Origin of the sequence: Tepidibacter sp. Z1-5 (assembly GCF_037844525.1) — a bacterium.
Classification (GTDB): Bacteria; Bacillota; Clostridia; order Peptostreptococcales; family Peptostreptococcaceae; genus Tepidibacter_A.
In genome coordinates this window covers 38,347-63,495 of sequence record NZ_JBBMMD010000002.1, presented here as the reverse complement: position 1 = coordinate 63,495, position 25,149 = coordinate 38,347, and the positions used below count along the sequence as shown (strand labels likewise).

The window sequence follows — 25,149 nt, the reverse complement described above, 5'->3', positions numbered from 1 at the left end:
TTTACTCCTCCTTAAATAGTTTAGAATATAACGTTTTACCAGATTCATTTTTAGGTATCTCATTTACTGATATAATTTTAAATGCAGTTAATGAAAACTTAAGTTTAGTAGCAATATAATTCTTCAACTCTTTTTCATTAGCACAATTAACAACAGCAATTGTCATTTTATCATCTTTACCTCCACAAGCACATTCGTATCCTTTTGATTTTAATAATTGTTCTACTTCATCCAAGTTAACTCTATTTCCAAAAATTTTAATAAATCTTTTTATCCTACCTACTATATAATAAAAACCATCTTCATCTATTTTAGCTATATCTCCAGTTTTTAAAACGCCATTATTTTCATCACCTAATGCTAAATCCTCTATAGATTCAGCATATCCCAAAGTAACATTAGGTCCTTTATAAACCAATTCTGCTGATACATTACTTTTTTGTATTATATGTCCATTATCTTCAAGCCAAAACTTTCCTCCTGGAATTGCAACTCCCATACTTCCACACTTACTTATTGCATATTGCCATGGTAAATATCCCATTCTTGCAGTAGCTTCTGTTTGTCCATACATTACAAAGAATTTCATATTATTTCTTTTACAATATTTTCCAATTTCTTCAGTTAAATCATATCCTAACTTTCCTCCAGCCTGAGTAAGAGTTTTTAATGTAGGAAGATTCATTCTAAAGAATCTAATTTTTTTTAATATTTCATATGTATATGGCACCCCTGCTAAAGAAGTTGCTCTATATTTTTTTAATAAATCCCAAAACGCTCTCTCAACAATACTTTTATTAGTAAGCAGAATAGTTGCGCCCTTCGTTAAGTGGCTATTTATTACTGATAATCCATAAGTATAATTCATTGGTAACGATGTTATTGGCATTTCTTTTTCTGTAATCTCTAAATACTCTGCTATTGATTGTGCATTAGAACATATATTATCTGCACTTTGTCTAACTAATTTAGGACTTCCTGTACTTCCTGATGTAGTTAAAAGAAGTGCTAAATTTTCGTTTAGTTTGTGAGTAACATTAAAATTGGTTTGTTTTAGAATATAGTTTTTATTAGCACTTACTATCTTTGTATCATCAAAACTTTTATGCATCATTTCAGGTATATATATATAGCTTGGTTTATAAAGTTTTATTAATTTTTCAGCTAATTTCAAATCTATATTAGCATCTAATAATAAAGGTACTATATCATTTCTCAAGCAACCAATATACCCTATTAATGGCTCCATTTTATTTTCACAAAATATAAATACTAATTCGCGAATGTTACTCTTAATGATTTTTGCAAAATCGTCAGCAAGTTTTGCTAGTTCCCTATAAGTAATATTATTGTCGTATTCATCTATAATAGCTATATTTGAATCAAAGCATTCTAAATCAGAATAAAATCTCATACGCTCACCTCAATCATATAATCATACCACCATCAACTCCAATTACTTGACCGGTAACATAGCTCGATAAATCTGAACATAAAAACATTGCTACATTAGCAACATCTTCTGGTGTTCCAATTCTTTTCATTTTAATATTATTAATTCTTTCTTTGTACTTTTCTTCAGATATACTTCTAGCCATATCAGTATCTATAAATCCTGGACATATAGCATTAACTCTAATATTATATTTAGCCAACTCTTTTGATGCTGATTTAGTAACTCCTATTACTCCAGCTTTACTAGCACTATAAACTACTTGTCCTTCATTACCATTGGTGCCTATTATAGAACTTATATTAATAATACTCCCATTTTTTTTTCTCTTCATTAATCTACTTGCAAATTGCAAATGCATAATAGTTGCCTTTAAATTAACATTGAAAACTTCATCTACATTTTGTACATCTATCATACCAAGTAATCTATCATTTAATATTCCTGCATTATTTACTATACAATCCAATCCTCCCAATTCTCTCCTCAATATATCAAAAGCTTCTTTAGTTTTTGCAATATCTACTACATTATAAGGAACAGCTATTACTTTCACATTATATGTTTTTTCAATAAATACTTTTAATTTCAATAACTCTTCTTCATTCTTACCATTTATTATTAAGTTTGCACCATTTTCAGCAAATTTTAATGCCATTTCTCTTCCTATTCCCTTTGTAGCTCCAGTTATAAAAATATTTTTGTTTTCTAATAATTTCATATCTTGCGCCTCCATAAAAATCACTATTTATTCCATATTAAATTTCACATTATATTTTTCAAGTATTTCTTTACCTTTTTCATATGAATTAAAATCAATAATATCATCTGTATCAAACATTATGTCAAATGACTCTTCTAATTCTGTTATTAGTTGCATATGTCCAACTGAGTCCCATTGAGAAATTGTATTATATTTTAAATCATCATTTAATTTGTTTATATCAATTTCAAAAACCTCAATAAATATTTTGTTGTAAATGTCAATTGTTTTCATGTTTTTTTCTCCTTTATTATATATAATTTGTTATTAAATCTAGCATATTTCATTATTAAACAAGCATACTTTACATCATATTTAATTTTTCTAATACTTTATATTGTTGCATATAAAACTAATTCGTTTGAATTGTTACAATGATGTCTCAAATACAATTTATACTCAGTAGCTATAGATTTTATAAATAAAGCCACCTTATAAAGGTGTTCTGGCTTATGATAAATACATATAGCCAGTTTCGGACGATTTTTCTTTATTGCTTTTTTAGCACCTTTTAATGCTTCTAGTTCAGCACCTTCTATATCCATTTTTATAAATGTGGCATCTGAACATAAATTATCAATACAATCTACTTGTATTTGGATATTTCCATCGATATCTATAGAAGAATTCATTTTTCCATTAGAAAAAAAGCAAAGAGTTTTTGAAGTTTCATATAATCCTTTATTATAAATATGAATATTTTTGAAAGATTTATTTTTTGTTAAATTGTCTAATTTTTTATAATTTTCATAATCCGGCTCAAATCCATAATATTTTCCATAATTATAATTCGTTTTTTCTAAAAAAGACAATAATGTATCTCCATCAAACGCGCCAGCATCTACGAAAACTTCATTATTAGATAAAGGCATAATTTCTTTTATAAAATATTGATCTTCATTTATCTTGTTTCTAACAAAATCTAAGTTCCCTGTAATTTTACAATTTATAAAATCAATAAAAACTTTTTTAGATAAATCGTCATTCAAAGATTTATATACAATTTGAAATGATGGCAGGTTTTCTTTAATATACTTTAAATTAAAATCAGAAAATACTTTCATAAAATTGCATTCAAAACTATATACATTTACTATTTTATTACTCTGTTTTTTATCTATATTTTGCTTAGCTATAATACAATCTAAAAAACCTATTACAATATTAAATTTATCATACATATGTGTTATTTGATCAAATTTATATATTTTTTTAGAATCTATATAACTATTTTCATCATAATATTCATCATCTACAAAGTAGGCATCAATGTTTAAATCATTCTTCTCTAAAAACTCCTTGATGTCTTGTGAGGTTCCACCTGCACCATAACATACTATGGGTATGTTTTTTTGCTTCATTTGTTTTAACTCTTTAATTGCTAAATTTCTAATATTCGGTGAATCAATAATTTTTTCAATAAACATAGAATCAATAAAACTTTCACTATCTGTCATGTCTTTTACTCTCCTTTTTACTATTTCATCTATATATATCCATATATTTTCAATCTAATAACATTTCCTCTACTAATTCTATTTAAATCTATATCATTCAAATCATTTAAACACTCTATGTTTATCATTTATAGCAATTTCTCTAGCAGGATTCCCTATAACTATCTTAGATAAACTAACATCTTTAAAAACTACTGATCCCATTCCAATAATAACATTATCTTCTATTTTTATTCTATCCTTTATACATGCATTAAGCCCTATATAACTTCTTCTCCCAATTAAAGTGAATCCTCCTATTGAACTACCTGGGGAAACCACAGTAAATTCATCTATTTTCACATCATGACCTACAATACAGTTAAAATTCAAAAATACACCTTTTTCTAAACATGCATTGTTAGATATAATTGCTCCAGAAAATATTGTTACACCTTCACCTATTTTTACAAATGGTGATATTATAGCATCCACAGCTATAATAGTTGCAATTTTTAACTTATGCTCTTTCAATCTATTAAATAGTTTTTCTCTTATTGCAGGTTCTCCATTAGCTATTGTAAATTCTGTATTTGATCTATCCAATTTTTCTATAATATCTTTAAATTTATAAACTTTAGTTTCACATATTTCATTTTCTTCTATTTCGTCATCTATAAAAAATATTTCTTCCCATCTATTAAATTCTTTATTAACCCTATGTGCAACATCTAAAACTTCTCTCCCTAATCCACCTGCACAATATATACATAATCTCATACTAATTTTCCCTTTCTTATTTTTAAATTTTTTTTTGTTTTCAACCCTATTAAATTTATATATTTTTCACTTTTCATCTAAATATAATAGTTACTTCTTAATAAGCTATTATATACTTTCGTATATTGTACTGTTTATTATTTCAATTATAGAATCTTGTTCTTCTACTTTTAATTGGTGATATAATGGCAGACACAGTATTCGTTTGCTTATATCTTCTGATGCTGAACAAACTTGACTATTTTTTAAATAATTTAAATTATTCAAAGATGGATAAAAATATCTTCTTGGAAATATGTTTTTGCTATTTAATTTTTGCAATACTTTATATAAAATATCTTCAGTTTCAAATCCAATAGAAAAATAACTATAATTATAATCTATTTGATTTCTTATTTTTTGAAATTGTAACTTATGACTTAATTCTCTCTTGTATTTATCATAAATGGCTTTTCTTTTGGATATTTGGCAATCTATATCCTCTAATACACATAATCCCATAGCAGCTTGAAATTCATTCATCTTTGCATTAATACCTAATCCTTCAATAGTTTCAGGTCCCGTAATTCCAAAATTAATCATCTTTTTTGCTTTTTCATATAACTTATCATCATTTATAACTAATGCTCCACCTTCAATGGTGTGAAAAATTTTTGTAGCATGAAAACTTATTACAGATACGTCTCCATAATTTAATATGCTTTTGTTTTTATATTTAACTCCAAAAGCATGTGCTGCATCATAAATAACTTTCAAGTCATATTTCTTAGCTATTTCTTTAATTTTTTCAACATCGCATACATTTCCAAATACATGTACAGGTAAAATTGCACAAGTATTATCAGAAATAGAGTCTTCTATCTTAGAAGTATCTATATTTAAGTTATGCTTGTCTATATCTACAAAAACTGGCTTTAAACCTTCCCATACCAAACTGCTAGTTGTAGCCACAAATGAAAAAGGAGTAGTTATTACATCTCCTTTTAACTCTAATAATTTATAAGCCACTTGCAAAGCGATAGTTCCATTGCTTACCAAAAGAATATTCCTCACGCCAAGATATTCTTTTAATTTAATTTCTAATTCTTGCACTAATTTTCCGTTATTAGTTATCCAACCACTTTCAAATATATGTTCTACATATTTCTTATATTTGTTTATATCTGGTAAATATGTTTTTGTTACATTTATTATAATAATCACCTCCTAATTATTAACTCTATTTTGATTTAAGAAAGTTTTAAGTATTTGCCTAATTATAATATACATATTAGTTCTTACATTTTTATCTTCAACTTCATCTAATAGACCTACTTGATGTACTATATCTCTAAGCACCTTATATAATCCATATTTATAATCAGTGTCTTTTTTAATTAATCCAAATTGATATGAATCATTAATCAATTTAAACCACTCGATAATTCCTTTATATCCAATTAATTTATTATTTTGATTCTGTCCTTCATGTATTCTAAAATAACTTAATGCTTCTGGAATATAAATCATTTTCCCTTTAGAAAGCAACTCAATCCAAGTCGCAACATCAATTAAGTTCATATATTGCTTATTTAAAAGAACACCCATTCCTTTTTCTACCATAGATTTTTTAAACAGTACAGTTGAAGGCTCACCTATATAATTAAAACCTTTCTTTAAAATGAATTCAATGAAAGGTTTTCCATCAACTACAGTAACATTATCATATAGCTTTTTTGTTGCTTCTTCATCTTCTAGATAATTACCTTTTCCATCTATTCTTTTTCTATATGAAGTTACAAGAGAAACATGCTTATCTTCAATAAAATATTTAATCATAGTCTCAATTTTACTTTCATGAAAAACATCATCATCCATTAAAAAGTTAATAAATTTACCTTCACTTAAATTTAAGCACTTTCTAACATTATTAAGTCCATAACCTCCTAACGGGCCACCATTGTTATAATATCTTATATGTTTATATTTTTTTAAATATGGATGTATCATATTTTTCACTTTATCATTTGTACTATCATCACAAATAATTATCTCTATATTTTTATATGTTTGATTTAAAACACTTTTAAGTGCTATTTCAAGATAATGAGGTCTGTTATAAGCTGGAATTAGTACACTTACTAATGGATTTGTATCTATATGGTCATCATTTTGAATATTATCTCTATCCAATATATCTATATCATTACAAACCATATTCTCTAAACTTAAATTTAGCAAATTAATATCTTCATATTTTCTTATATCTAATAATTCCTTTATAGCTTCATCATAACAATCATATAATTCTTTCAAGTTTCCTTTTTCATTTGTAAAATCTTCTAAATCATCATTAATTTGCTTAATCATAAGTATACTTTTAAACCAAGGATATAAAGCTTCTTTATATTCTTCTTCACTTTCTAATATTCCTTCTTTATACGCTTGCTTCATTATATAAAATAACTCTTTTATACCTTCTACAATTGTGAATTTATTTTTTTGATCTTGTCCATCATGTATTCTAAAATAACTTAATGTATCGGATATATAAACAGCTTTTCCTTTAGATAATAAGTTAAACCAAATGGAAATATCTGTATTTGTCCTATAACGCCTTCCTCCATATACTCCAAAATCTTTTATATCTAAATCTTTTTTTCTAAATAAAACAGTAGTAGGTTCTCCTATAAAGTTAATATTTGTTCTAGCTATAAGCTTCTTCAACATTTTCCCTTCTACTATAGTATTTTTGTCAAATAACTTTTCAGTAGCAAATACTCCTTGTATAAAATCACCTTTATCATTTATAGTTTGTCTATGAGAAGTTACAAGTGTAATATCATCATTCTCTAAAAAATAGTTAACCATTTTTTCAATTTTCTCTATATGAAATATATCATCATCTATTAAATAATTTACAAATTCCCCTTTGGCTAATTCAAAACATCTCTTAAAATTTCCTACCACACCTAGGCTAGGCGTATTTTTATAATATCTTATATTATAGTGTTTATTTATATAAGGTTTTAACATTTTGTACACTTCATCATTTGTGCTGTCATCAGATATTACAATTTCTATATTCTTATACGTTTGATTTAGTACACTCTTTAAACCTATTTCTAAATAATATGGTCTATTATACGAAGGTATTACAACGCTGACCAAAGGATATATTTCCTTAGAATATTCATCTAAAAATATTGTTCTATATTTTTCATATTTATCTCCAGTATCTACATATCCACAATCGTGTATAAACCATGACTTATCCTGTGTTGGAACTACTACTTCATACCCTTTTTTACTAAACTCTACACTCTGTGATACATCATAAAAATCCCATCCATCAAATATGTCTTCTCTCCACTGAATATCATGCTGTGTTACCATTATAAAACCATCAATAGCTTTTACTTTTTCATATGTACTTTTTATATCTTTAAATTTTAGAAGTTCCATTTTACCAGTATGACTTTCATAAACCTTACCATATTTATGATTAGACTCCCACCAAATACCATTCGTCGGAATTTTTTTAGCTCCTACCGCACCTATAAGCCCTACTTGATCATCTTTAAAAATGTCTAATATATAAAATAAAAAATTTTTATTTATTATAAATACATCTTGGTGTAAATAAATTTTATATTTAGCATCTGAAGCTTTCATTGCTTCATTATATCCACTAGTAATACTTTTAGCATCCCTTACAGATAAATTTTGTATTTCATATCCATCTGGAACATTTAAATGTTCTATATATTTAAGGCATTCATTATACATTTCCTCATCATTTACGCAAGATATAAAACATATTTTTTTATTATTCATAAATTTTCTCCTTTATAAAACATCTTCCATATTATTTTTCCAATTTAAATAAGAAACTATAACTTCATTGTTTAAAACTTCACATGAGTTTTTAAAGTCTTTTAAATTAAAATATTTAATAAATAAATTTAACTTTTCACTAAAGTTTATTATCAAATCTTTATTTGTTTTATTTTTTATATCTTCATAAATAGGGTTCATAGAGTTATCAATTGTGTTTATAGCTATATTTAAATCTTCTAATATAGTCTTTATTTCTTCATAAGACTCTGTATTATTAACATTTTGTTTTATATAAATTAATGCTTCTTCTATAACATCAGACAATTGTATAACATAATTTATAATTTCAGAATAGTTATTATCTATATTGTTATCTGTTATATGTCTACATTCTAGTACTTCAAATATTGTATATTCTCCCTTTGTTGATGAAAATGTAATATTATTAGAAATGTCAATTTCATTTATTTTACTTTTAAAAATATTTTTTTCTCCATTCTCATTTTCACTATATAGTTCTCTATACTTCATTTTATAAAGTCCTTTTGGAAGATTAACATGAAGCTCATATCCAGTTTTTATAAAAATGCCATAATAAACATCCAACCCTTCATAAAAACGTTCTAAATGAACTTCTTGTGACCCTTTTGGGTTGTTCATAAAAATTTCTTTATATACTATATCTTCATTATTAGGCATAAAATCATGAAAAGTGAACTCTCTACACTTTTTATCTAAAAGATAATATAAGTCACCTGAAAAATAACACCCTTTTTTATTTTTATTTAGTTTTTCTTTTACTTTTAAAAGAGTGTCCCTTGCTCTAAGCTTCTCAGCATCTGTAAGGTCTGATATTTTGCATAACTCTTTTTCTCCTGTTGACCCATGAACTATAACTAAATTGCAAAACTCAAAAGCATCTATTCCTATTTCAATTCCAAAATTCACAAAATCTATAAGCTCATTAATATTCAAATTTGATACAACACAACTAAATGCTAAATATGGTCTTTTTCTTTTTTTCTCTAAAGATCTTGATTTTATTTTTTCAATATTTGAAATAAGACTTTCTAGCTTTCCACCTTTTCTCAATTTTTTATAAAGGTTAGGATTGCATGTATCACAACTAATTGATATTCGATTAAATCTAGACAATGTATCAATTTCATCTTCGTTAAATTCCTTACCAAAATTTGAAATTAGATTAAGCTTTATTTCAGGAATTTTACTCATAATATTATTACATACTTTATGCCACCCTCTATATGTAGTTGTCTCTCCATAACCATTCATTGTTAATCCTTTTATATTCCTTTTTACTAACTGATCTACAACTTTATCTAAAACCGTATACTCCATATCTTGTCCTATTCTAAATTGTTTATTGCTGTGTGAACAATATATGCATCTAAAATTACATTTTGGAGTAATTTCTATGAAAGCATGCTCTGTTGAATTATCCCCCTCATCTTCCTGTTTATTATTCATATATCTCCTGTCTATTTCTTCCTTTAATTTTTTAATAGAAACCATATTTCTATGTGTACAGTTTTTACAACTTTCTTTTAATTTTCCGGTCAACAATGAATTTCTATATTCAAAAACCTTATCACTATTTAAAATTTTATTCAAATCTAAATCTTCTAAGTTATATTTATATATATTATCTATAGAAGATGCAGCGCAACATAAGGCAATATCTCCATTAGCATAAATCATGACATTACTCCATGGATCTAAGCAATTTCTTGTTAATTTCATAATTAAATTTCCCCTTTATTTTTCTATATATTCTTCTATATGTTTTTCATATCAATTACAAAATGATTTATACTATTTTCCTTATACTTTGTATAAACATATCTATCTCATCATCTATATTTTCTATTTTTTCTAAATATTCAAGAGCCACTTTCTTTTCACCAAAGTTATATAACACACATCCTAAATTGTAAATAGTATCTATATTTTCACTATTTATTTCATAAGCTTTTTCAAGAAATGGAATAATACAGTCGTATAATTCATTTTCATAACATTTTATACCTAATAGATTTAAAAGTTTTTCTTTTTCTATTATATTAGTCGTTATACTTTCTATAATTTCTTCATAATCTAGTTCTTTATTTATTACTTCATTTAAAATTTTATTTATACTTTCCTCTACTTCTATATCATTTTCTATTCTTCTAAGTAAAAACTTTAAATTTCTTTCTTTATTTTGTTTTGGAATGATAACATTTGAATTTATTTCTTCAATTATACTTATAATTTCTTCAGTTTTATTGTTTATCTTTTCTAAATAAAATAATGAAAGTTCATATTCTCCTATATTATAAAGAACTAATCCCAAATTAATTAAAATATCTTCATTACTGTTATCATAATCAAAAGCTCTTTGGAGAAGCGGAATAACGCAGTCATATATTTCATTTTCATAGCATTTTGTAGCAATAATATTTAATATTTCAACTTTCTTATTTATTTCTTTATCAACAATCTGTAATAAATTATCTTTTTCTTTTGGATTTTCTTTTAAAATATTTAAAATTGATATTATATTTTGTTCAATATTAATTTCATTATCTATATTTAATAAATATTCATTCATTGTATATTCTTCCTTTTCTGCACAAACAATATATTTTTTTATTAAAAGTTCTTCTTTGTTTATGTGCGAAATGCTGTCCTTTATATTAAAAATTATATTTTTCTGTTCATCGCTTATATCAACTTTTATCTTTGTACCATCAATGTTTTTGTATCCACATTTTTGTATAAGAACTAATAAATCTTCTATTTGAATATTTTGTTTTATTATTTTTTCGTTTTCATAAATATTATCGTATATTCTGTCAATATACTTATCATTTTGAATGCTAATTAATATTTTTCCTTTATTTTTTAAATATAGTTTTAATTTATTTAACGTATCAAAAGGATTTTTTAATTTTTGAATTAAATCACCCATAATTATATAATCAAATTTTTCGTTTGAATCTAAGTGTATTGATTCTATATCTCCTATATAAGTTTTTGTAATATCTTTTGCTTTATTTATTGCTTTTTCATTTTTATCTATTCCATAAATTTTAGCATTTTTATATTTATTTTTTAAATATAAAAGAGTTGCTCCACATCCAGACCCTATATCTAATACCTTGAAATCTTTTTCTTTATCCTCATTAATTAAATCAACAAGTTCAAAATATATATTCATATTTTCTCTTGATGTGAATCCCCATTTTTTCTTAAACTTAATTTCATTATCTTTAAGTAGTTCACTATATCCTTTACTTACTTTAAAAGAAGTTCCTCCATAATGATGAATAAATGTATCCTTACATAAAATAAGCTTATATCCAGCTCTTTTTATTCTTATTGAATAATCATCATCTTCATAATTTCCTGGAGTAAATATCTCATCTAAAAAACCTACTTTATTTATTATTTCTTTTTTTATTAACATGCAAAATCCAATAAGTTTTAGTCTTTCTTCCCATTTGTTTTCATTTGAAAGATTATATTTTTTTGCAAATTCAATCATTTCATCTAAATTTTTATAATCGGTAGGAATAGTTTGATAATAAGGACAAGAATTAGATACAGGTCCTACCGCTCCTATATCATCAGAACTATATAATGCCGTTTTCAGATTTACAAGCCAATTTGGAGTTACTACAACATCATTATTTAAAAGAAGTATATTATCCCCTTTAGATATTTGTATACCTTGATTACACCCTTTTGGAAATCCTAAATTTTCTTTATTTAAAATTAACTTTATATCATCTTGTTTCTTTAACCAACCTACAGTCTCATCTGTTGAATTATTATCTACAATAATAAGCTCATAATCATTTTTATTAGTATATTTTCTTATACTTTCAATACATTTTTTAGTATAATCTAATTTATTATATGTTAAGATTATTATACTTGTTTTCAATATAACCTCTCCAATTCTACTTTAATAATTAATTTTTAATTAAAATCGCCATATATCCCATTGTAAAATAATTATTCTTCTTTAATACATTTGAAATTATTTCTAGCAATTCATTATTATGATCCATTTCTTTCGTAAAAGAATAAATTAGCTTAATAACAATTTCATTATTTATTTTTTTATGATAATTTCCCATACCAATTAAATACATTTTAATTAATGAATAATGAATAACCATCATACAATATTTTTCAAAAATATTATTGTTATTATTTAGTGGAAATAAATTAGTAAATACATAATGAACTAAATAATTCTCAAAAATATATTCATAATCTTTAACATATGGTTTGTAATATAATTCTACTCCTTCATTATAATTTTTAATTACTTCTTCAATATCTATATCCTCTCTATATTTAATCCCTTCTACAAATTCATTTATACATTCTTTATATGATTCACTTATAATAGGAAGTTTTTCTCTAAATTCGCTAATAGTTTTCATCAATCTAATTTGAACAATATAATTAGGTGTTATTGTCTGCAATGAATCTTTTATCATCATTTTTGAAAGTAATTCCTTATAATAATCAATTAAATTTATAATTTCTCCTATATTATCTTCTTCTAAGTATTTCTGTACTTTCTCATAAAATAACCCTAAAATAATTAATCTCTCCCATAATGAATATTCTCTATTTTGAAGAACCTCTATTGTAAATATTCTAAGATTCCAAAAGTACTTTTCTATAGAATCCTTCTCTTGTGCCAAATCCATAGGATATATTGCTGTTCCTGCATAAGTTTGTAACGAAATCACATCTTCTTCTTTATCAAATTCCATTTTGTTTTCATTTAAAAGAATGCATCTTGCTGCTTCTGGGCAAGAAAGTAGCAATGATATTTCCAAATCATAATCTACAATATTATAATTTCTTGGATAAGTTCTACACGTATTTGAAAGATATTCTTCTCCTAATTGTTTATGAATATTACATAGTCTCTCTTCATTTAAAAAAGGGCATAATTTACTTTCATCTTTTTTTATAAATGCATAGTTTTGTTTATTTTTTTTATCGCCGCTACGCTTTATATTTTTCTTCATCAAATCCTTTAGATCAGCCTGTTTAACACTTTTATATTTTTCATACGTTTTTTTATCAATAGAAATTCCCCAGCCATAACAGCAGTGTTCTTCACACTCTGGTCCTATGCACGAAAAATTTCTTATATTATGTGGTTTCAACGTCATTTTTCTTATCATTTATTTTATCCCCTTTAGTTTACTTTAAATTATCAATTCTTTTTTTAGCTGGTTCATAATTTTCACATTTTTGATAATAATAAATTCCTTCTTCTATAAATCCCAAACATTCATAGATTACTCCTATATTATAATAAGCTAAATAAGAATTAAGCCCTTCTATTTTTCCTTCTTTATCTCCTATACAAGATATAAAACTATTCACCGATTTTTCAAATAATCCGTTATTCATATAAATTAATCCCATTAGAAATTTGTAATCTATTATTTCTTTATAGAAATAATCATATGTTTCAAGTTCTAAAGCTTTTTTATATCTTTCTGTGTTGATTAAAGCATGTCCATATGACTCAACCAAATCCTGTACATATTCATACTTTGTATCTATATCTAAATTTAATGCTTTAACAAAATTACCATAAGCATCTTCATATCTTTTATCCATATAATATGTTTTTCCTAATTGATAATATAAATAAGGATCTTTATCATTTTTTTTAATACTTTCCTTCAATAATTTTAAATTTCTATTGATTTTATCTGTATTTTTTATCACTTCTTTCGTATATCCAATATGATCTGCAATTATATCTACATTTATAATTTTATAGTTTTGTTTATTTTTAGATATAATTTGCTCATGAATAATTCCTTCGTAATGATAATGTTTTTTATTAAATACTCTATTTACTCTTTCTATATACCTCTTACTTCCGATGTTATCTTCAAAAATATTTATTCTTTTTATTCTCCCTACAGTCCTATCATTACCCCCTATATATTTAGCTAATTCTTTCTTCTTAAAATCAGCAACTACTTCATCTGCATCTAAAACTAATATCCAGTCATTATTTGCTTTTTCTAATGAAAAATTTCTAGCTTTTGCAAAATCATTACACCAATCAAAATCGTAAATTTTTTCTGTGAAATCCTTAGCTATATCCTTTGTCTTATCAGTTGATCCTGTGTCTACAATAATAATTTCATCTACAAAAGATACTACACTTTGTAAGCACTTTTTTAAATTCATTTCTTCATCTTTTACAATCATGCATAAGCTTATATTCATACAATCCCCCCTAGTCAATATGTAATTACATTAATGTTATCGTCTTTGTTTTTTATTAAAAATTACTTTTTAATTAAATTCTTCTTTAAACAAATCAATATATTTCATTTATAAACTATTTAACGAACAGCAAAGTTCGAATTTTTTCAGATCAATAGGTTCATCAATATCTAAATCATATTTTTCATCCATAATGTAAGCTAATTTATTATCATTTAGACTTATATCTTTAGTAAAATTATCATTTATCTTATTAATATATATCGCTCCATTTACTTTATAAACTAATGGAAAATCTTGTCTTCTAATAGTGCTATTTACTTTTATCAATTTTTTCACTTCACCATTGTCTTCTAAAGTTCTCATCAGAATTGGATGTTCTTTTGCTTTAGAAATACTTACCAAACTTTCTCTATCACTATCAACTATTTTCACGATTGCTTCGTCTATATGCCAGCTTTTTTTTAAAGGTTGTGTAGGTTGTAATAAAACTACATAGTCATACTCACTATTATGATTCTTTAATTTTTCTATAGTATAAATTACGGCGTCTATTGTTTTAGCCTTGTCTGTAGCTAGTTCTTTAGGTCTCAAAACTGGAACTTCTGCCCCACATTTCTTTGATATATCTGCAATTTCATCATCATCTGTTGAAACAACTATTCTATCTAGGTATTTTGAATTTTTTGATTCATCAATAGTATATTGTATAAGTGGCTTCCCATTTATATTCACTATATTTTTCCTAGGAATTCCTTTACTTCCACCTCTAGCTGGAATAATTCCTAAAAATGTTTTTCCTTTATACATATGTTCTATCTCCTTAGTATTCAATATCAATAAATTTCTTCTGAATCTGTAAATTCCATATCTTTTCACCTTGTAATATTTCTATGAACTTTTTATCACTTTCTCCGTAGCCAAAAACTTTGTTTTGAATTACTTCTGTTTTTTCTATTTTCTCAATAGCTTGTACTATTTCATTTTTATTTTCATTAACATGAAATATATTGTTTAGCTTATTAATATCATATCTTCCACGTTGTCTATTTCCAACATCTATAGAAGGTATACCATATACCCCAGTTTCTCTTACTCCCGCACTAGAATTTCCAATCATAAAATCACAATGCTTTAATAATGTTAAAAAATATTCAAATCTTATAGAAGGAAATATTCTGAAATTACAATTATATTCAATCTGTTTATATTCATTTAGTATAATCTCACTACCCTCATCATTATTAGGATAAATTACAATATAATTTTTATTAGATTTCTTTACAGCATCTATTAAGTTTGTAACATTTTCTTTTAATTTTTCAAGTTCTGTAGTAACTGGATGGTACATTAATATAGAATAATTTTCAAAATCTATTTCATATCTTTCCTTGACTTGTTCTAAAGATGGAAGGTTATCCGAAATCATTATATCTACATCTGGTGAGCCAATAACAAAAACACTATCTTCTTTCTCTCCTAATTGAATAATTCTCTTCTTAGCTTCTTCGTTACTCACCATATGTATATGTGAAAATTTAGTTACTGCATGTCTTATCGATTCATCTATTGTGCCTGATATTTCTCCACCTTCTATATGAACTACTTTGATATTATTAAAAGCACCTACAATAGCTCCTGCAAGTGCTTCTAATCTATCACCATGGACTACTATAATATCTGGCTTTAGCTCGTGTACATAGTTGCTTAAACCTATAATAGTATTACTTAAAGCTATATCCATATGTGAATTTTCTTTTTGATTTATAAACCTATATATGTTTTTAAATCCATCTTTTTTTAATTCTTTCCAAGTAGATCCATATTTAGATAACATATGCATTCCAGTAATAAATATATTTAATTCAAATTCACTATTTTGTTCAACTCGTCTCATCAAAGACTTTATTTTACCATAATCGGCTCTAGTACCTGTAAGAAACAATATTCTTTTCATAAGTTTACTCCCTATTATTATCCTTGTATATCTTCCCACTTTAAGTGTTGATCATTAAAAATATCATTTTTTACTCGTTTACCCAATAAAGAATTATAATGCTCTGCTTTTATTTCTCCCGTTCCTGGTCTCTTTACCCAAATGTTTTCTTTTGTTAAAACTTCTCCTTTTTTAATATTATCAATTGTTACTACAGTAGCAAAAGCAAAATCTATCGTTACTTGCTCTTCTTTTGCTGCTTCTTTTTTGCCGCCTCTCATTTGTGAAATTTCAAAACTTCCTTGAATCAAATCTTTTAGCTCTATCGGAGTCATAGAACATATAATATCAGGACCCTGTCTATCTTTAGAATCAGTAAAATGTCTTTCTAAAATAGAAGCACCTAAAGCAACTGCCGCCAAACAAGAATTGTTATTAACTGTATGATCAGATAATCCAATTACTGCATTTTGAAAAGATTCTTTTAATTCCTGCATTCCTCCAAGCCTTACTAGATGTGAAGGAGTTGGATATAAATTAGTAGTATGCATTAATGCATATTGAATATTATGCTTTTCTAAAATATCAACTGTTTTTCTTATACTTTCAATATTATTCATTCCTGTTGATACGATCATAGGCTTACCAAATGAAGCTATATGCTCAATCAAAGGATAATTATTACATTCCCCTGATCCAATTTTATACGCCAGCACTCCCATTTGTTCAAGCCTATCTGCAGCTGCCCTTGAAAACGGTGTACTTAGATAAATCATTCCTTTAGATTCTACATATTCTTTTAATGCAGTTTCATCTTCTTTATTTAATGCACATCTTTCCATGACTTCATAAATAGATACATCTGTATTACCTGGAATAACCTTTTTAGCCTCCTTGCTCATTTCGTCTTCTACTATATGAGTTTGATGTTTAATAACTTCTGCTCCCGAACTATAAGCTGAATCTACCATTTTTTTTGCAACTTCCAAACTACCTTCATGATTGATACCTATTTCAGCAATAACTAAAGGTTTATAGTTTTCTCCTATTTTTCTATCTCCTATTTGAATAAATGGTTTATTCATTATTCTTTCCTCCTAGTGGAAAATTTTTCATATAGCCATTATTTATATTATTTAACTTCTTTTATACATACTTTTATTAAAGGAATTGATTTCTCTATTTCAATTAGTAAATTTCTATATAAATATTCAAAACCTATTATTAATTTTTTTGTACCTTCTAAACTATTTTCATCTTTTTCTTCTATATATCTGAATTTTTTTGCTGCATCATTAAACACATCTAATGTCAAAAAATTAATAAAATCTAATTCTTCTTTATTTTCTATTTCATTATTAATTTTATATATATTTAAAAGAAGATTTTTTATAAAAACTGTATCTTCATTTTGTAATATTTCTTTACAGTATTCTAATCCTTCATTCAATCTATTTTTAAGATAAGTTAATTCATCCAAAATTTTATATAAATTTAATTTCACCAAATTTTTATCTATATTATTTTTTTTTTCTAATGTATTGAAAATTTTGTTCCCTATGGTTAAATCTTTTTTATATTGGTTTAATGCATTTTTTAAATCCATTACTTTTGTCCCATTTATATTTGCACCGCCCTCGGTACTGTTTATAAATAAAACATCTTTGGTTTTATGAATATAATCTTCCATTAGTTTTCTGAAATTATCCAAAAAATAAGTTGTTAGAACTTTTTCTCCATTTATATCTTCTACTTCAATAAACTCATTATATTCTATATCTATTTCTGTCTTTGTCATAGATGCATATTGTTTTTTATTAGTATATGCAAAGTCTTGCCCTATAAATATTACTGGATTGCAACCTAAATGAACAGCAAAATCTGTACAAGTATGTGCAACCGAACCTCCTGCATATAAGCTATCTATCTTAGTATTTATCAATCTATCTACCATAGTATCTATAGCAGCATTTTTGAAAAATATTTTCTTTCCTTTATATTCATTCATCAATTTTATATTAGATGTTTCTGTAAAAACTAAAGGTACATCTGAATTAATGTTAGTTTTCATCATTTCATAAATTCCGTCTTTGCAATCAATTGAACAAACAAAATTTGGTTTGATTCCTCTTTCAATTAAAGAACTAAAGGTTCTATTGGCGCATATTATTACAAAATCGTCCTTTATATATTTTAATCTATCTATATTTTTTTCTAGAGATGGTCCTGCTGAAACAATTATGGCTGGCAATCCTTTTAATGTATCTTTAAAAAAGTTTATAGATTGACTTCTTGTTATATGCTTTATATTATTTATATAGGCTTTAAAAAAATTATCTTTATGAACTTTCTCTGTAATTACATTTGTTTTTTGTAAAAACAAAGCATTTTTAAGCGATTTTAAAAAAAATTTATATTCATCTATGTATAAATCAACATAATTTCCATAGTCTAAATAAATTAAATTATCATATTGACTTTCGGATATAAAATAAATTAAAGTATCTTCTAAACTTTTTTCATCAAATAAAAATAAAGAAATTCTTTTATCTTCTAATATTTGATTTGCATATTCTAATTTGCAGAATGCATTAAATATCCTGATATCAGGTTCTATAATTAATACGTTGTTGAATTTACCAATATTATCCATCAATTTAAGTATGTGTTCTCCTGTACCTAATCCAAAAACAATAATTAATGTATCTATGTTTATTTTGCCAATGCAAGAAATAAATTTATTAATACTTTTTTCATCTTTACTAAAATCTATTTTAATTCCTTCTTCATATTTATAATCATTCAACTTGTTCAAAGATTCTTTTGTTATAATATCCATAAAATTTGCTCCTTTTCAACATAAGGATTTATAATTTAAATTATACCCATTTTAAAATAATAAATCCCCGAGATATTCTCGGAGATTTATTATTTAGCTCATTTGAAATTATCTTAGTAATTGAAGTACTCCTTGTGGTTGTTGATTTGCTTGAGCAAGCATTGCTTGAGAAGCTTGTGATAAAATATTTTGCTTGCTTTGAGCCATCATTTCCTTAGCCATATCTACATCTCTTATTCTTGATTCTGCACCTTGTAAGTTTTCAGATGCATTATTAAGATTTGATATAGTATGCTCTAATCTGTTTTGTAGTGCACCCATCTTAGATCTTGATTTAGATACAGATACAATAGCACTGTTAATTTTTTCTATAGCAGCAGAAGCCCCAGCTTTTGTAGTTACTGTTTGAGCACTTATATCTACACCATTTTCTCCTAAAGCAGTCTTTAATTGCTTTTTCCAAGATAATGTAATAGCTTGACCTTTATTAGCTCCTACTTGAAGTTTAGCACTGAAGTCAGCTTTTAATACATCTTGTTCATTGAATTGTGTGTTATTTCCTATTCTGTCTATTTCCGATTTTAACTGAGTTAATTCATCGTTTAATGCAGCTCTATCTGCTGTTACATTTGTGTCATTTGATGATTGTACAGCAAGTTCTCTCATTCTTTGAAGAATAGCATGAGTCTCGTTTAAAGCTCCTTCTGCTGTTTGAATTAACGAAATACCATCTTGAGAGTTTCTAGAAGCTTGATCAAGTCCTCTAATTTGTCCTCTCATTTTTTCAGATATAGCAAGTCCTGCTGCGTCATCTCCAGCTCTATTTATTCTAAGTCCTGAAGATAATTTTTCAATAGATTTACCTTGAGCTCTTGTTGCTGTACCCATTTGTCTGTGTGCATTCATTGCATTCATATTGTGGTTGATAATCATAATAAATTCCTCCTTGAATTTAATAAAGCATCCTTGCTTTAATTATGTATTTTATAGATTGTTATCTACAAATTATATATCGAATATTATTTGAAATACTTTATAGTTTTTTTGAAATTTTTTTACTTTTTATTTAAGTTTCTTAGCATATCAATATTTATCTCTTTAATCGCTTGCTTGTTTTCATTAACTACAGCTTCTTTAACTTCTTTTCTAAGTATTTGAATATCTTTAGGAGCATCTATACCTATTTTAACTTTTCCTTCAGATATTCCAATTATTTTTATTTCTATATTTTCATCTATTATTATACTTTCATCTAATTTTCTTCCAAGTATGAGCATACTACTCACCTACCTTTTCAAATATCATATATCTTAAAGGATATCTTTCATCTAATATTAATTGTTTTCCTTTTTTAGATTTATTATTTATAATAATAGGGCCTTGAAGATTCGTTCTCATCTCTTTTATATTTTCTGGTATAACAACTATTGTATATACCTCTACATCTTCTTGTTTTTCTATATCTAGCTTTTTTATAGTATTATCAGGTATTTTAAATTCATACTCTTTATTTACTAAAAATGGGTTTATTATAGGAAAAGTTATGTCTTCTTTTATACTTTGAAGGTAATCTATAGCTGATCCTTCTTCTCTTATTATTATGAATTTAGTCAAATATTCAAACCCAGGCATTCCGCCTTCAAAGTTTATTATTTCACTATCATCTATATCAATTTCACCAAAATACTTAGTACTTAGTTTCAATCAAATCACCTCGTCCGAAATTTATTTTTTAAAATTTTCTTTATGATAATGTATGGTTAATATTTCTAATTCTTGTGGTTTAACATAATTATAAGAATACTATATCTAAAAAAATCATGCTCGTTGAAATGTTAGCTACTTTTTTGTTAGTATTTTTCAATAAAACTTAGATTATGCTGTTAAAATACCCATTAAGAAACTTCTTTGTCTGACCATAGGGAGTTTAAGAAATTTTAGGATATTTTATAAAGCATAATCTATTAGTTTTATAAAACGTGACTAAGTAGCATTATTTCAATGAATATCATTTTTCGCTAAAACACTATATAGTTATTAAGAATCCCTAAATACTAAAAATAGTATTTAGGGATTAATTTATCTTACAAAATCTACAAGTGTTGGTTGTATAATCTTTGCTCCTACATTAAGAGATGCTTGATATATGCTTTGCATAGTCATAAACTGCATAGATACTTCTGCCATATCTGTATCCTCTGTCTCCGATAGCAGCTTTGTGAAGTTAACTTCTGTTTGTTCTATTCTATTTTTTATTGTTTCTGCTGTATTTGTTCTAGCCCCTATTTCACTCTTTAACATGGATATATTTTCTCTATGTCCATCTACTTCATCTAATATTCCAGATATTTTGTCTGTATCTCCATTTTCAAGATAACTTATAAGATCATTCATAGTGTCCATAAGGGTTTTATCTCCTATACCATCATCATCAGTATCAAGAACTGCTCCAAATACTTGATCTCCCCTTACATTTATCTCCAAATCAGCAGATACTCCTATATTGTATTTCACTTTTTCATTGCTTTCAGCTATATTTAATTTTTCAAGAGCTAATTGATCTTTAAGTTCTTTGCTATCTATTTTTAATGCAAATTTTTGGTCGTCTTGCATATTCCTATTTTCGATTACAAGGCTTTTATTGTCTATGTTTACTTTAAAGTAACTGTTATTATCTTCATCTCCAATAGTAGTTTTTGCATTCATAAGTCTTATGCCTATACTTTCTAAGTTGTTAGTTCCATCTTCAAAATTTAATTCATGTTCCTTGAACAATATATCTTTTCCATTAGTTAAATCTAACTCTTCTCCTGAATTAGCAGTTATAGTAATCTTGCTTGCGTCTGTAGCGTCTATTTTTACAATTGCCTTTCCTGCTCCAAACAATTTGTCTATTTTAGATTGGATTATATTCTCACTTGAAGAATCTAGTTCCTTATCAAATTTTATTTCTACAGATTCTCCTGCTGATATTTTAGAGTTCCCTGTTGTAGGACCTGTTATACTCGTTATTCCTTTACTTCCTATAGATGAATTTAATTTAGTCTCTATTTCTTGCTGAAGGTCCTCTATACTAGAGTACGTTGTAGGATTTAATTTAACTTCATATTTGCCTGTATACTTAATTCCATCTTCACCTTTAAGTCCAGCTATATCCATTTCAAATGTATTATTAGTTGCATCTATTGTTAGAGGAAACTTCAAATTATCTGTTTTTATTTGTTTTTCCATATTTAAATTATAGCTTCCATTTTCATTCATATATGGTTTATCTGTTTTGTAACCTGAGTATATATGTCTCCCAACGTATGTATCATTAGATATTTTAGTTATCTGCTCTTTAAGTTGATCTATTTCAGCTTTAATATTTATGGTATCCTCTTTTGTTAAAACTCCATTTGATGCTTGTGCTGTAAGTTCTCTTACTCTCAATAATACAGAATTTAATTCATTAAGAGATGTTTCTGTTTTATCTAACATTGAATAAGCATCGTTTATATTTTTCTTAAATTGTTCATTTTCCGCTATATCAGTATGTAGTTTAAGGCTTCTAGCTACAGTTACAGGATCATCAGAAGGTCTGTGTATCTTCTTTCCTGTAGAGTAATTTTCATACAGCTTGTCCATCTTATTTAAATTTCTATTCATATTCATCATCATTCTATTTACCATCATAGAGTTGGTTACTCTCATATTATATTACCCCCTACATACCTACTTTTCCCATTCTATTAACTATAACATCTATCATTTCATCAACTGCAGTTATCATTCTAGCCGAAGCATTATATGCATGTTGGAATTTAATCATATTAGACATTTCTTCATCTATAGATACTCCAGATATAGATTGTCTTGTATTATCTATTTGACTAACAAGAACTGCTTGATTACTAACCATCCTCTGGGCCTCCTGTGATTCTACTCCAAGATTTGAAACTAATGACTTAATAAAATCATCTGGAGAACCCCATGTAAACATACCATCATCATGTCTTAAATCCCAAATAGCATTTATATTAGAATTATCTCCTGCTATACCTTTACCATCATCAGTATGTTTTTTTGCAACTGCTATATAGTCTACATCATTCTCTATTTTTGATGATATTTGTAGGTCTTTAGCTGATAATTTCTCTACTTCATACCAATTTCCCTCATCATCAGATGCTAGAGTATATCCTTTATATGTATCTTCCCACTTTTCTATAGCTTCACTCTCTGTTTTTCCTGCTTCTTTTTGTTTTTGTATGTAGTCTTTTATAGAGTTTGCTATTATTGGTGAATCTGTTCCATTTATAGCAGTTGGTGTAGATTTCATCCCTATAGCTTCTTCTACCTTATCAGCATCAGTTCCTTCTATAGTCACTTTAACAGATGATGTTGATCCTATAGACTTTGATTTTATAGATATTCCACCATTATCGTTTACCACTATATTTGCTACCTCACTCAGCTTTTTGGTACTAGGTGGTACAGTTGGCGGAGTCATAACAATTGTAGCATTTTCAAATATTTCTTTGACCTTATTTTTATCTTGAGTTCCATTTAAGGTTTTTAACGCTGTGTTATCTATTACATAGTTTTCTCCATCTACATTTATAGTTACTTTTTCATCCCCTGAAATAGGTGGTGTACCATCTAAATTTTTAGTTAAATCAATCTTAGATCCATTAATTTCAGCAGGTGTTCTCATACTAGGATCATGTATTTGATTAAGTCCTAATTTTTCATTTACAGTAAATAAACTAGTATCACTTGTATCTTTAGATATGTCTCTATCTTTAAAGAATAGATTCCCCGTTCCAGCTGAGTCTAGTCCATATCCTGCAAAGTGTTGAACATCAAGTTCTGCTGCGAATCTATTTACGAATTCATCTAATTTTTTCATGTAATAAGGTATTCCTTTAGCTCCGTCTACATCATTAAGATTGTCTCTCATATCTATTTGAGCTTTTAAAATTCCTTTTATATTATCTGTATTAATAGGCGATCCTGATTTAAAAGCTATATTTCTAACATCAAATTCTATGCCTAATTCATCTTTATATTTATGAGGCTGTTTTTGAATAATAATAGGATCTACTTTGTCGTGAGCTACTAGTGGTTGTCCATTTATAGCTATTCTCATTTTTTTAGAAAGATTATCATTTCCTTGACTAACTTCAGTTATCTCTACATCTACAAGTTCTGATAAGTCATCTAATAGAACATTTCTTTGGTCCCTTAAATCATTCGCATTAGAACCTCCCATTTCAGCTTGATATATCTGATCATTAAGACGCGCTATATCATTTGCATAACCATTTATTTGATTTACTGTATATTCTATAGTTGAATCTGCATCTTTTAACATGTTTTCAAATTGGGAGTGCATATGATTTATTGAATTAGTGAATGCTATAGCTCTTTCTCTAACCACTGTTCTAGTTGTTATTGATGAGGAATTTTTTGATAATTCTTCAAATGAACTAAAAAAATCATCCATAACCTTTCTTATTCCACTATCTCCCGGTTCATTCATTATTGCTTCTATTTCTTCAAGAGATTTACTTCTACAATCCCATTGTCCGTATACTGTATTTTCACCTCTGTATTTTATATCTAAGAATTCATTTCTTATTTGAGTAACATGCTTTGAGTCTACTCCAGTTCCTATCATTCCCGATCCACCTGGAGAGCTTAAAGGATTACTCTCTATTAATTCTACTCTTTGTCTGCTATATCCACGAGTATTTGCATTTGATATATTATGAGCAACAGTATTTAATGATTTTTGAGCTGCAAATAATCCTGATTTTGCTATATTTAATCCGAAAAAACTAGACATAACTACAC

At 26.4% G+C, this 25,149-nt stretch carries 20 protein-coding genes; all 20 read right to left on the bottom strand.

The features are described from left to right. Nucleotide 1: 1 nt before the first annotated feature. The 20 genes from WJW32_RS00275 to flgK all read right to left on the bottom strand — a co-directional run bounded on the left by WJW32_RS00275 (nucleotide 2) and on the right by flgK (nucleotide 25,141). Entirely contained in the window at nucleotides 2-1,414 is a 1,413-nt protein-coding gene (locus tag WJW32_RS00275; RefSeq protein WP_340253264.1) for an AMP-binding protein, read from the bottom strand. 13 nt (nucleotides 1,415-1,427) lie between these two features. Then, a complete protein-coding gene (locus WJW32_RS00270; protein WP_340253261.1) occupies nucleotides 1,428-2,174 on the bottom strand; it encodes an SDR family NAD(P)-dependent oxidoreductase in 747 nt (248 codons plus the stop codon). A gap of 27 nt (nucleotides 2,175-2,201) precedes the next feature. Then, nucleotides 2,202-2,450, bottom strand: coding sequence for an acyl carrier protein (locus WJW32_RS00265; protein WP_340253258.1), 249 nt, complete (start codon nucleotides 2,448-2,450; stop codon nucleotides 2,202-2,204). Between the two features lie 98 nt (nucleotides 2,451-2,548). After that, complete coding sequence (locus tag WJW32_RS00260; RefSeq protein WP_340253255.1) at nucleotides 2,549-3,673, bottom strand: FkbM family methyltransferase; 1,125 nt, start codon at nucleotides 3,671-3,673, stop codon at nucleotides 2,549-2,551. Nucleotides 3,674-3,775: 102 nt separating this feature from the next. Next, nucleotides 3,776-4,432: an acetyltransferase gene (locus WJW32_RS00255; protein ID WP_340253252.1), complete on the bottom strand. Its 657-nt coding sequence runs from the start codon at nucleotides 4,430-4,432 to the stop codon at nucleotides 3,776-3,778. A gap of 108 nt (nucleotides 4,433-4,540) precedes the next feature. Beyond that, complete coding sequence (locus WJW32_RS00250; protein WP_340253249.1) at nucleotides 4,541-5,635, bottom strand: DegT/DnrJ/EryC1/StrS family aminotransferase; 1,095 nt, start codon at nucleotides 5,633-5,635, stop codon at nucleotides 4,541-4,543. Nucleotides 5,636-5,638: 3 nt separating this feature from the next. Next, nucleotides 5,639-8,248 carry a glycosyltransferase gene (locus WJW32_RS00245; protein WP_340253246.1) on the bottom strand — a complete coding sequence of 870 codons (2,610 nt, stop codon included), beginning with the start codon at nucleotides 8,246-8,248 and terminating at the stop codon, nucleotides 5,639-5,641. 12 nt (nucleotides 8,249-8,260) lie between these two features. Further along, the gene (locus WJW32_RS00240) at nucleotides 8,261-10,012 is read right to left on the bottom strand and encodes a radical SAM protein (protein WP_340253244.1); all 1,752 of its coding nucleotides are present in this window, start codon (nucleotides 10,010-10,012) and stop codon (nucleotides 8,261-8,263) included. 67 nt (nucleotides 10,013-10,079) lie between these two features. Then, complete coding sequence (locus WJW32_RS00235; protein ID WP_340253242.1) at nucleotides 10,080-12,200, bottom strand: glycosyltransferase; 2,121 nt, start codon at nucleotides 12,198-12,200, stop codon at nucleotides 10,080-10,082. Between the two features lie 28 nt (nucleotides 12,201-12,228). After that, on the bottom strand, nucleotides 12,229-13,467 hold the full coding sequence (gene fliB / locus WJW32_RS00230) for a flagellin lysine-N-methylase (RefSeq protein ID WP_340253239.1): 1,239 nt from the start codon (nucleotides 13,465-13,467) through the stop codon (nucleotides 12,229-12,231). A 19-nt stretch (nucleotides 13,468-13,486) separates the two neighbouring features. Continuing rightward, nucleotides 13,487-14,536: a glycosyltransferase gene (locus tag WJW32_RS00225; protein WP_340253236.1), complete on the bottom strand. Its 1,050-nt coding sequence runs from the start codon at nucleotides 14,534-14,536 to the stop codon at nucleotides 13,487-13,489. 108 nt (nucleotides 14,537-14,644) lie between these two features. Further along, nucleotides 14,645-15,346, bottom strand: a complete 702-nt coding sequence (locus WJW32_RS00220) for an acylneuraminate cytidylyltransferase family protein (protein WP_340253233.1) — start codon at nucleotides 15,344-15,346, stop codon at nucleotides 14,645-14,647. 13 nt (nucleotides 15,347-15,359) lie between these two features. Beyond that, a complete protein-coding gene (neuC, locus tag WJW32_RS00215; RefSeq protein WP_340253230.1) occupies nucleotides 15,360-16,493 on the bottom strand; it encodes a UDP-N-acetylglucosamine 2-epimerase in 1,134 nt (377 codons plus the stop codon). 17 nt (nucleotides 16,494-16,510) lie between these two features. Then, on the bottom strand, nucleotides 16,511-17,557 hold the full coding sequence (locus WJW32_RS00210) for an N-acetylneuraminate synthase family protein (RefSeq protein WP_340253227.1): 1,047 nt from the start codon (nucleotides 17,555-17,557) through the stop codon (nucleotides 16,511-16,513). Between the two features lie 47 nt (nucleotides 17,558-17,604). Continuing rightward, entirely contained in the window at nucleotides 17,605-19,311 is a 1,707-nt protein-coding gene (locus tag WJW32_RS00205) for a motility associated factor glycosyltransferase family protein (protein ID WP_340253224.1), read from the bottom strand. Between the two features lie 108 nt (nucleotides 19,312-19,419). Continuing rightward, entirely contained in the window at nucleotides 19,420-20,244 is an 825-nt protein-coding gene (locus tag WJW32_RS00200; RefSeq protein ID WP_340253221.1) for a flagellin N-terminal helical domain-containing protein, read from the bottom strand. Nucleotides 20,245-20,366: 122 nt separating this feature from the next. Further along, nucleotides 20,367-20,588 carry a carbon storage regulator CsrA gene (csrA, locus tag WJW32_RS00195; RefSeq protein WP_340253218.1) on the bottom strand — a complete coding sequence of 74 codons (222 nt, stop codon included), beginning with the start codon at nucleotides 20,586-20,588 and terminating at the stop codon, nucleotides 20,367-20,369. 1 nt (nucleotide 20,589) lies between these two features. Beyond that, nucleotides 20,590-21,015, bottom strand: a complete 426-nt coding sequence (gene fliW / locus WJW32_RS00190) for a flagellar assembly protein FliW (protein WP_340253215.1) — start codon at nucleotides 21,013-21,015, stop codon at nucleotides 20,590-20,592. 375 nt (nucleotides 21,016-21,390) lie between these two features. Continuing rightward, nucleotides 21,391-23,004, bottom strand: a complete 1,614-nt coding sequence (gene flgL / locus WJW32_RS00185; RefSeq protein WP_340253212.1) for a flagellar hook-associated protein FlgL — start codon at nucleotides 23,002-23,004, stop codon at nucleotides 21,391-21,393. A 13-nt stretch (nucleotides 23,005-23,017) separates the two neighbouring features. Continuing rightward, entirely contained in the window at nucleotides 23,018-25,141 is a 2,124-nt protein-coding gene (gene flgK, locus WJW32_RS00180) for a flagellar hook-associated protein FlgK (protein WP_340253209.1), read from the bottom strand. Nucleotides 25,142-25,149 lie beyond the last annotated feature (8 nt).

What these genes read in the sequence shown, in the direction of transcription:
- WJW32_RS00275 (WP_340253264.1), bottom strand. Translation starts at nt 1,414, where the DNA reads ATGAGATTTTATTCTGATTTAGAATGCTTTGATTCAAATATAGCTATT.
- WJW32_RS00270 (WP_340253261.1), bottom strand. Translation starts at nt 2,174, where the DNA reads ATGAAATTATTAGAAAACAAAAATATTTTTATAACTGGAGCTACAAAG.
- WJW32_RS00265 (WP_340253258.1), bottom strand. Translation starts at nt 2,450, where the DNA reads ATGAAAACAATTGACATTTACAACAAAATATTTATTGAGGTTTTTGAA.
- WJW32_RS00260 (WP_340253255.1), bottom strand. Translation starts at nt 3,673, where the DNA reads ATGACAGATAGTGAAAGTTTTATTGATTCTATGTTTATTGAAAAAATT.
- WJW32_RS00255 (WP_340253252.1), bottom strand. Translation starts at nt 4,432, where the DNA reads ATGAGATTATGTATATATTGTGCAGGTGGATTAGGGAGAGAAGTTTTA.
- WJW32_RS00245 (WP_340253246.1), bottom strand. Translation starts at nt 8,248, where the DNA reads ATGAATAATAAAAAAATATGTTTTATATCTTGCGTAAATGATGAGGAA.
- WJW32_RS00240 (WP_340253244.1), bottom strand. Translation starts at nt 10,012, where the DNA reads ATGAAATTAACAAGAAATTGCTTAGATCCATGGAGTAATGTCATGATT.
- fliB (WP_340253239.1), bottom strand. Translation starts at nt 13,467, where the DNA reads ATGATAAGAAAAATGACGTTGAAACCACATAATATAAGAAATTTTTCG.
- WJW32_RS00225 (WP_340253236.1), bottom strand. Translation starts at nt 14,536, where the DNA reads ATGAATATAAGCTTATGCATGATTGTAAAAGATGAAGAAATGAATTTA.
- WJW32_RS00220 (WP_340253233.1), bottom strand. Translation starts at nt 15,346, where the DNA reads ATGTATAAAGGAAAAACATTTTTAGGAATTATTCCAGCTAGAGGTGGA.
- neuC (WP_340253230.1), bottom strand. Translation starts at nt 16,493, where the DNA reads ATGAAAAGAATATTGTTTCTTACAGGTACTAGAGCCGATTATGGTAAA.
- WJW32_RS00210 (WP_340253227.1), bottom strand. Translation starts at nt 17,557, where the DNA reads ATGAATAAACCATTTATTCAAATAGGAGATAGAAAAATAGGAGAAAAC.
- WJW32_RS00205 (WP_340253224.1), bottom strand. Translation starts at nt 19,311, where the DNA reads ATGGATATTATAACAAAAGAATCTTTGAACAAGTTGAATGATTATAAA.
- WJW32_RS00200 (WP_340253221.1), bottom strand. Translation starts at nt 20,244, where the DNA reads ATGATTATCAACCACAATATGAATGCAATGAATGCACACAGACAAATG.
- csrA (WP_340253218.1), bottom strand. Translation starts at nt 20,588, where the DNA reads ATGCTCATACTTGGAAGAAAATTAGATGAAAGTATAATAATAGATGAA.
- flgL (WP_340253212.1), bottom strand. Translation starts at nt 23,004, where the DNA reads ATGAGAGTAACCAACTCTATGATGGTAAATAGAATGATGATGAATATG.
- flgK (WP_340253209.1), bottom strand. Translation starts at nt 25,141, where the DNA reads ATGTCTAGTTTTTTCGGATTAAATATAGCAAAATCAGGATTATTTGCA.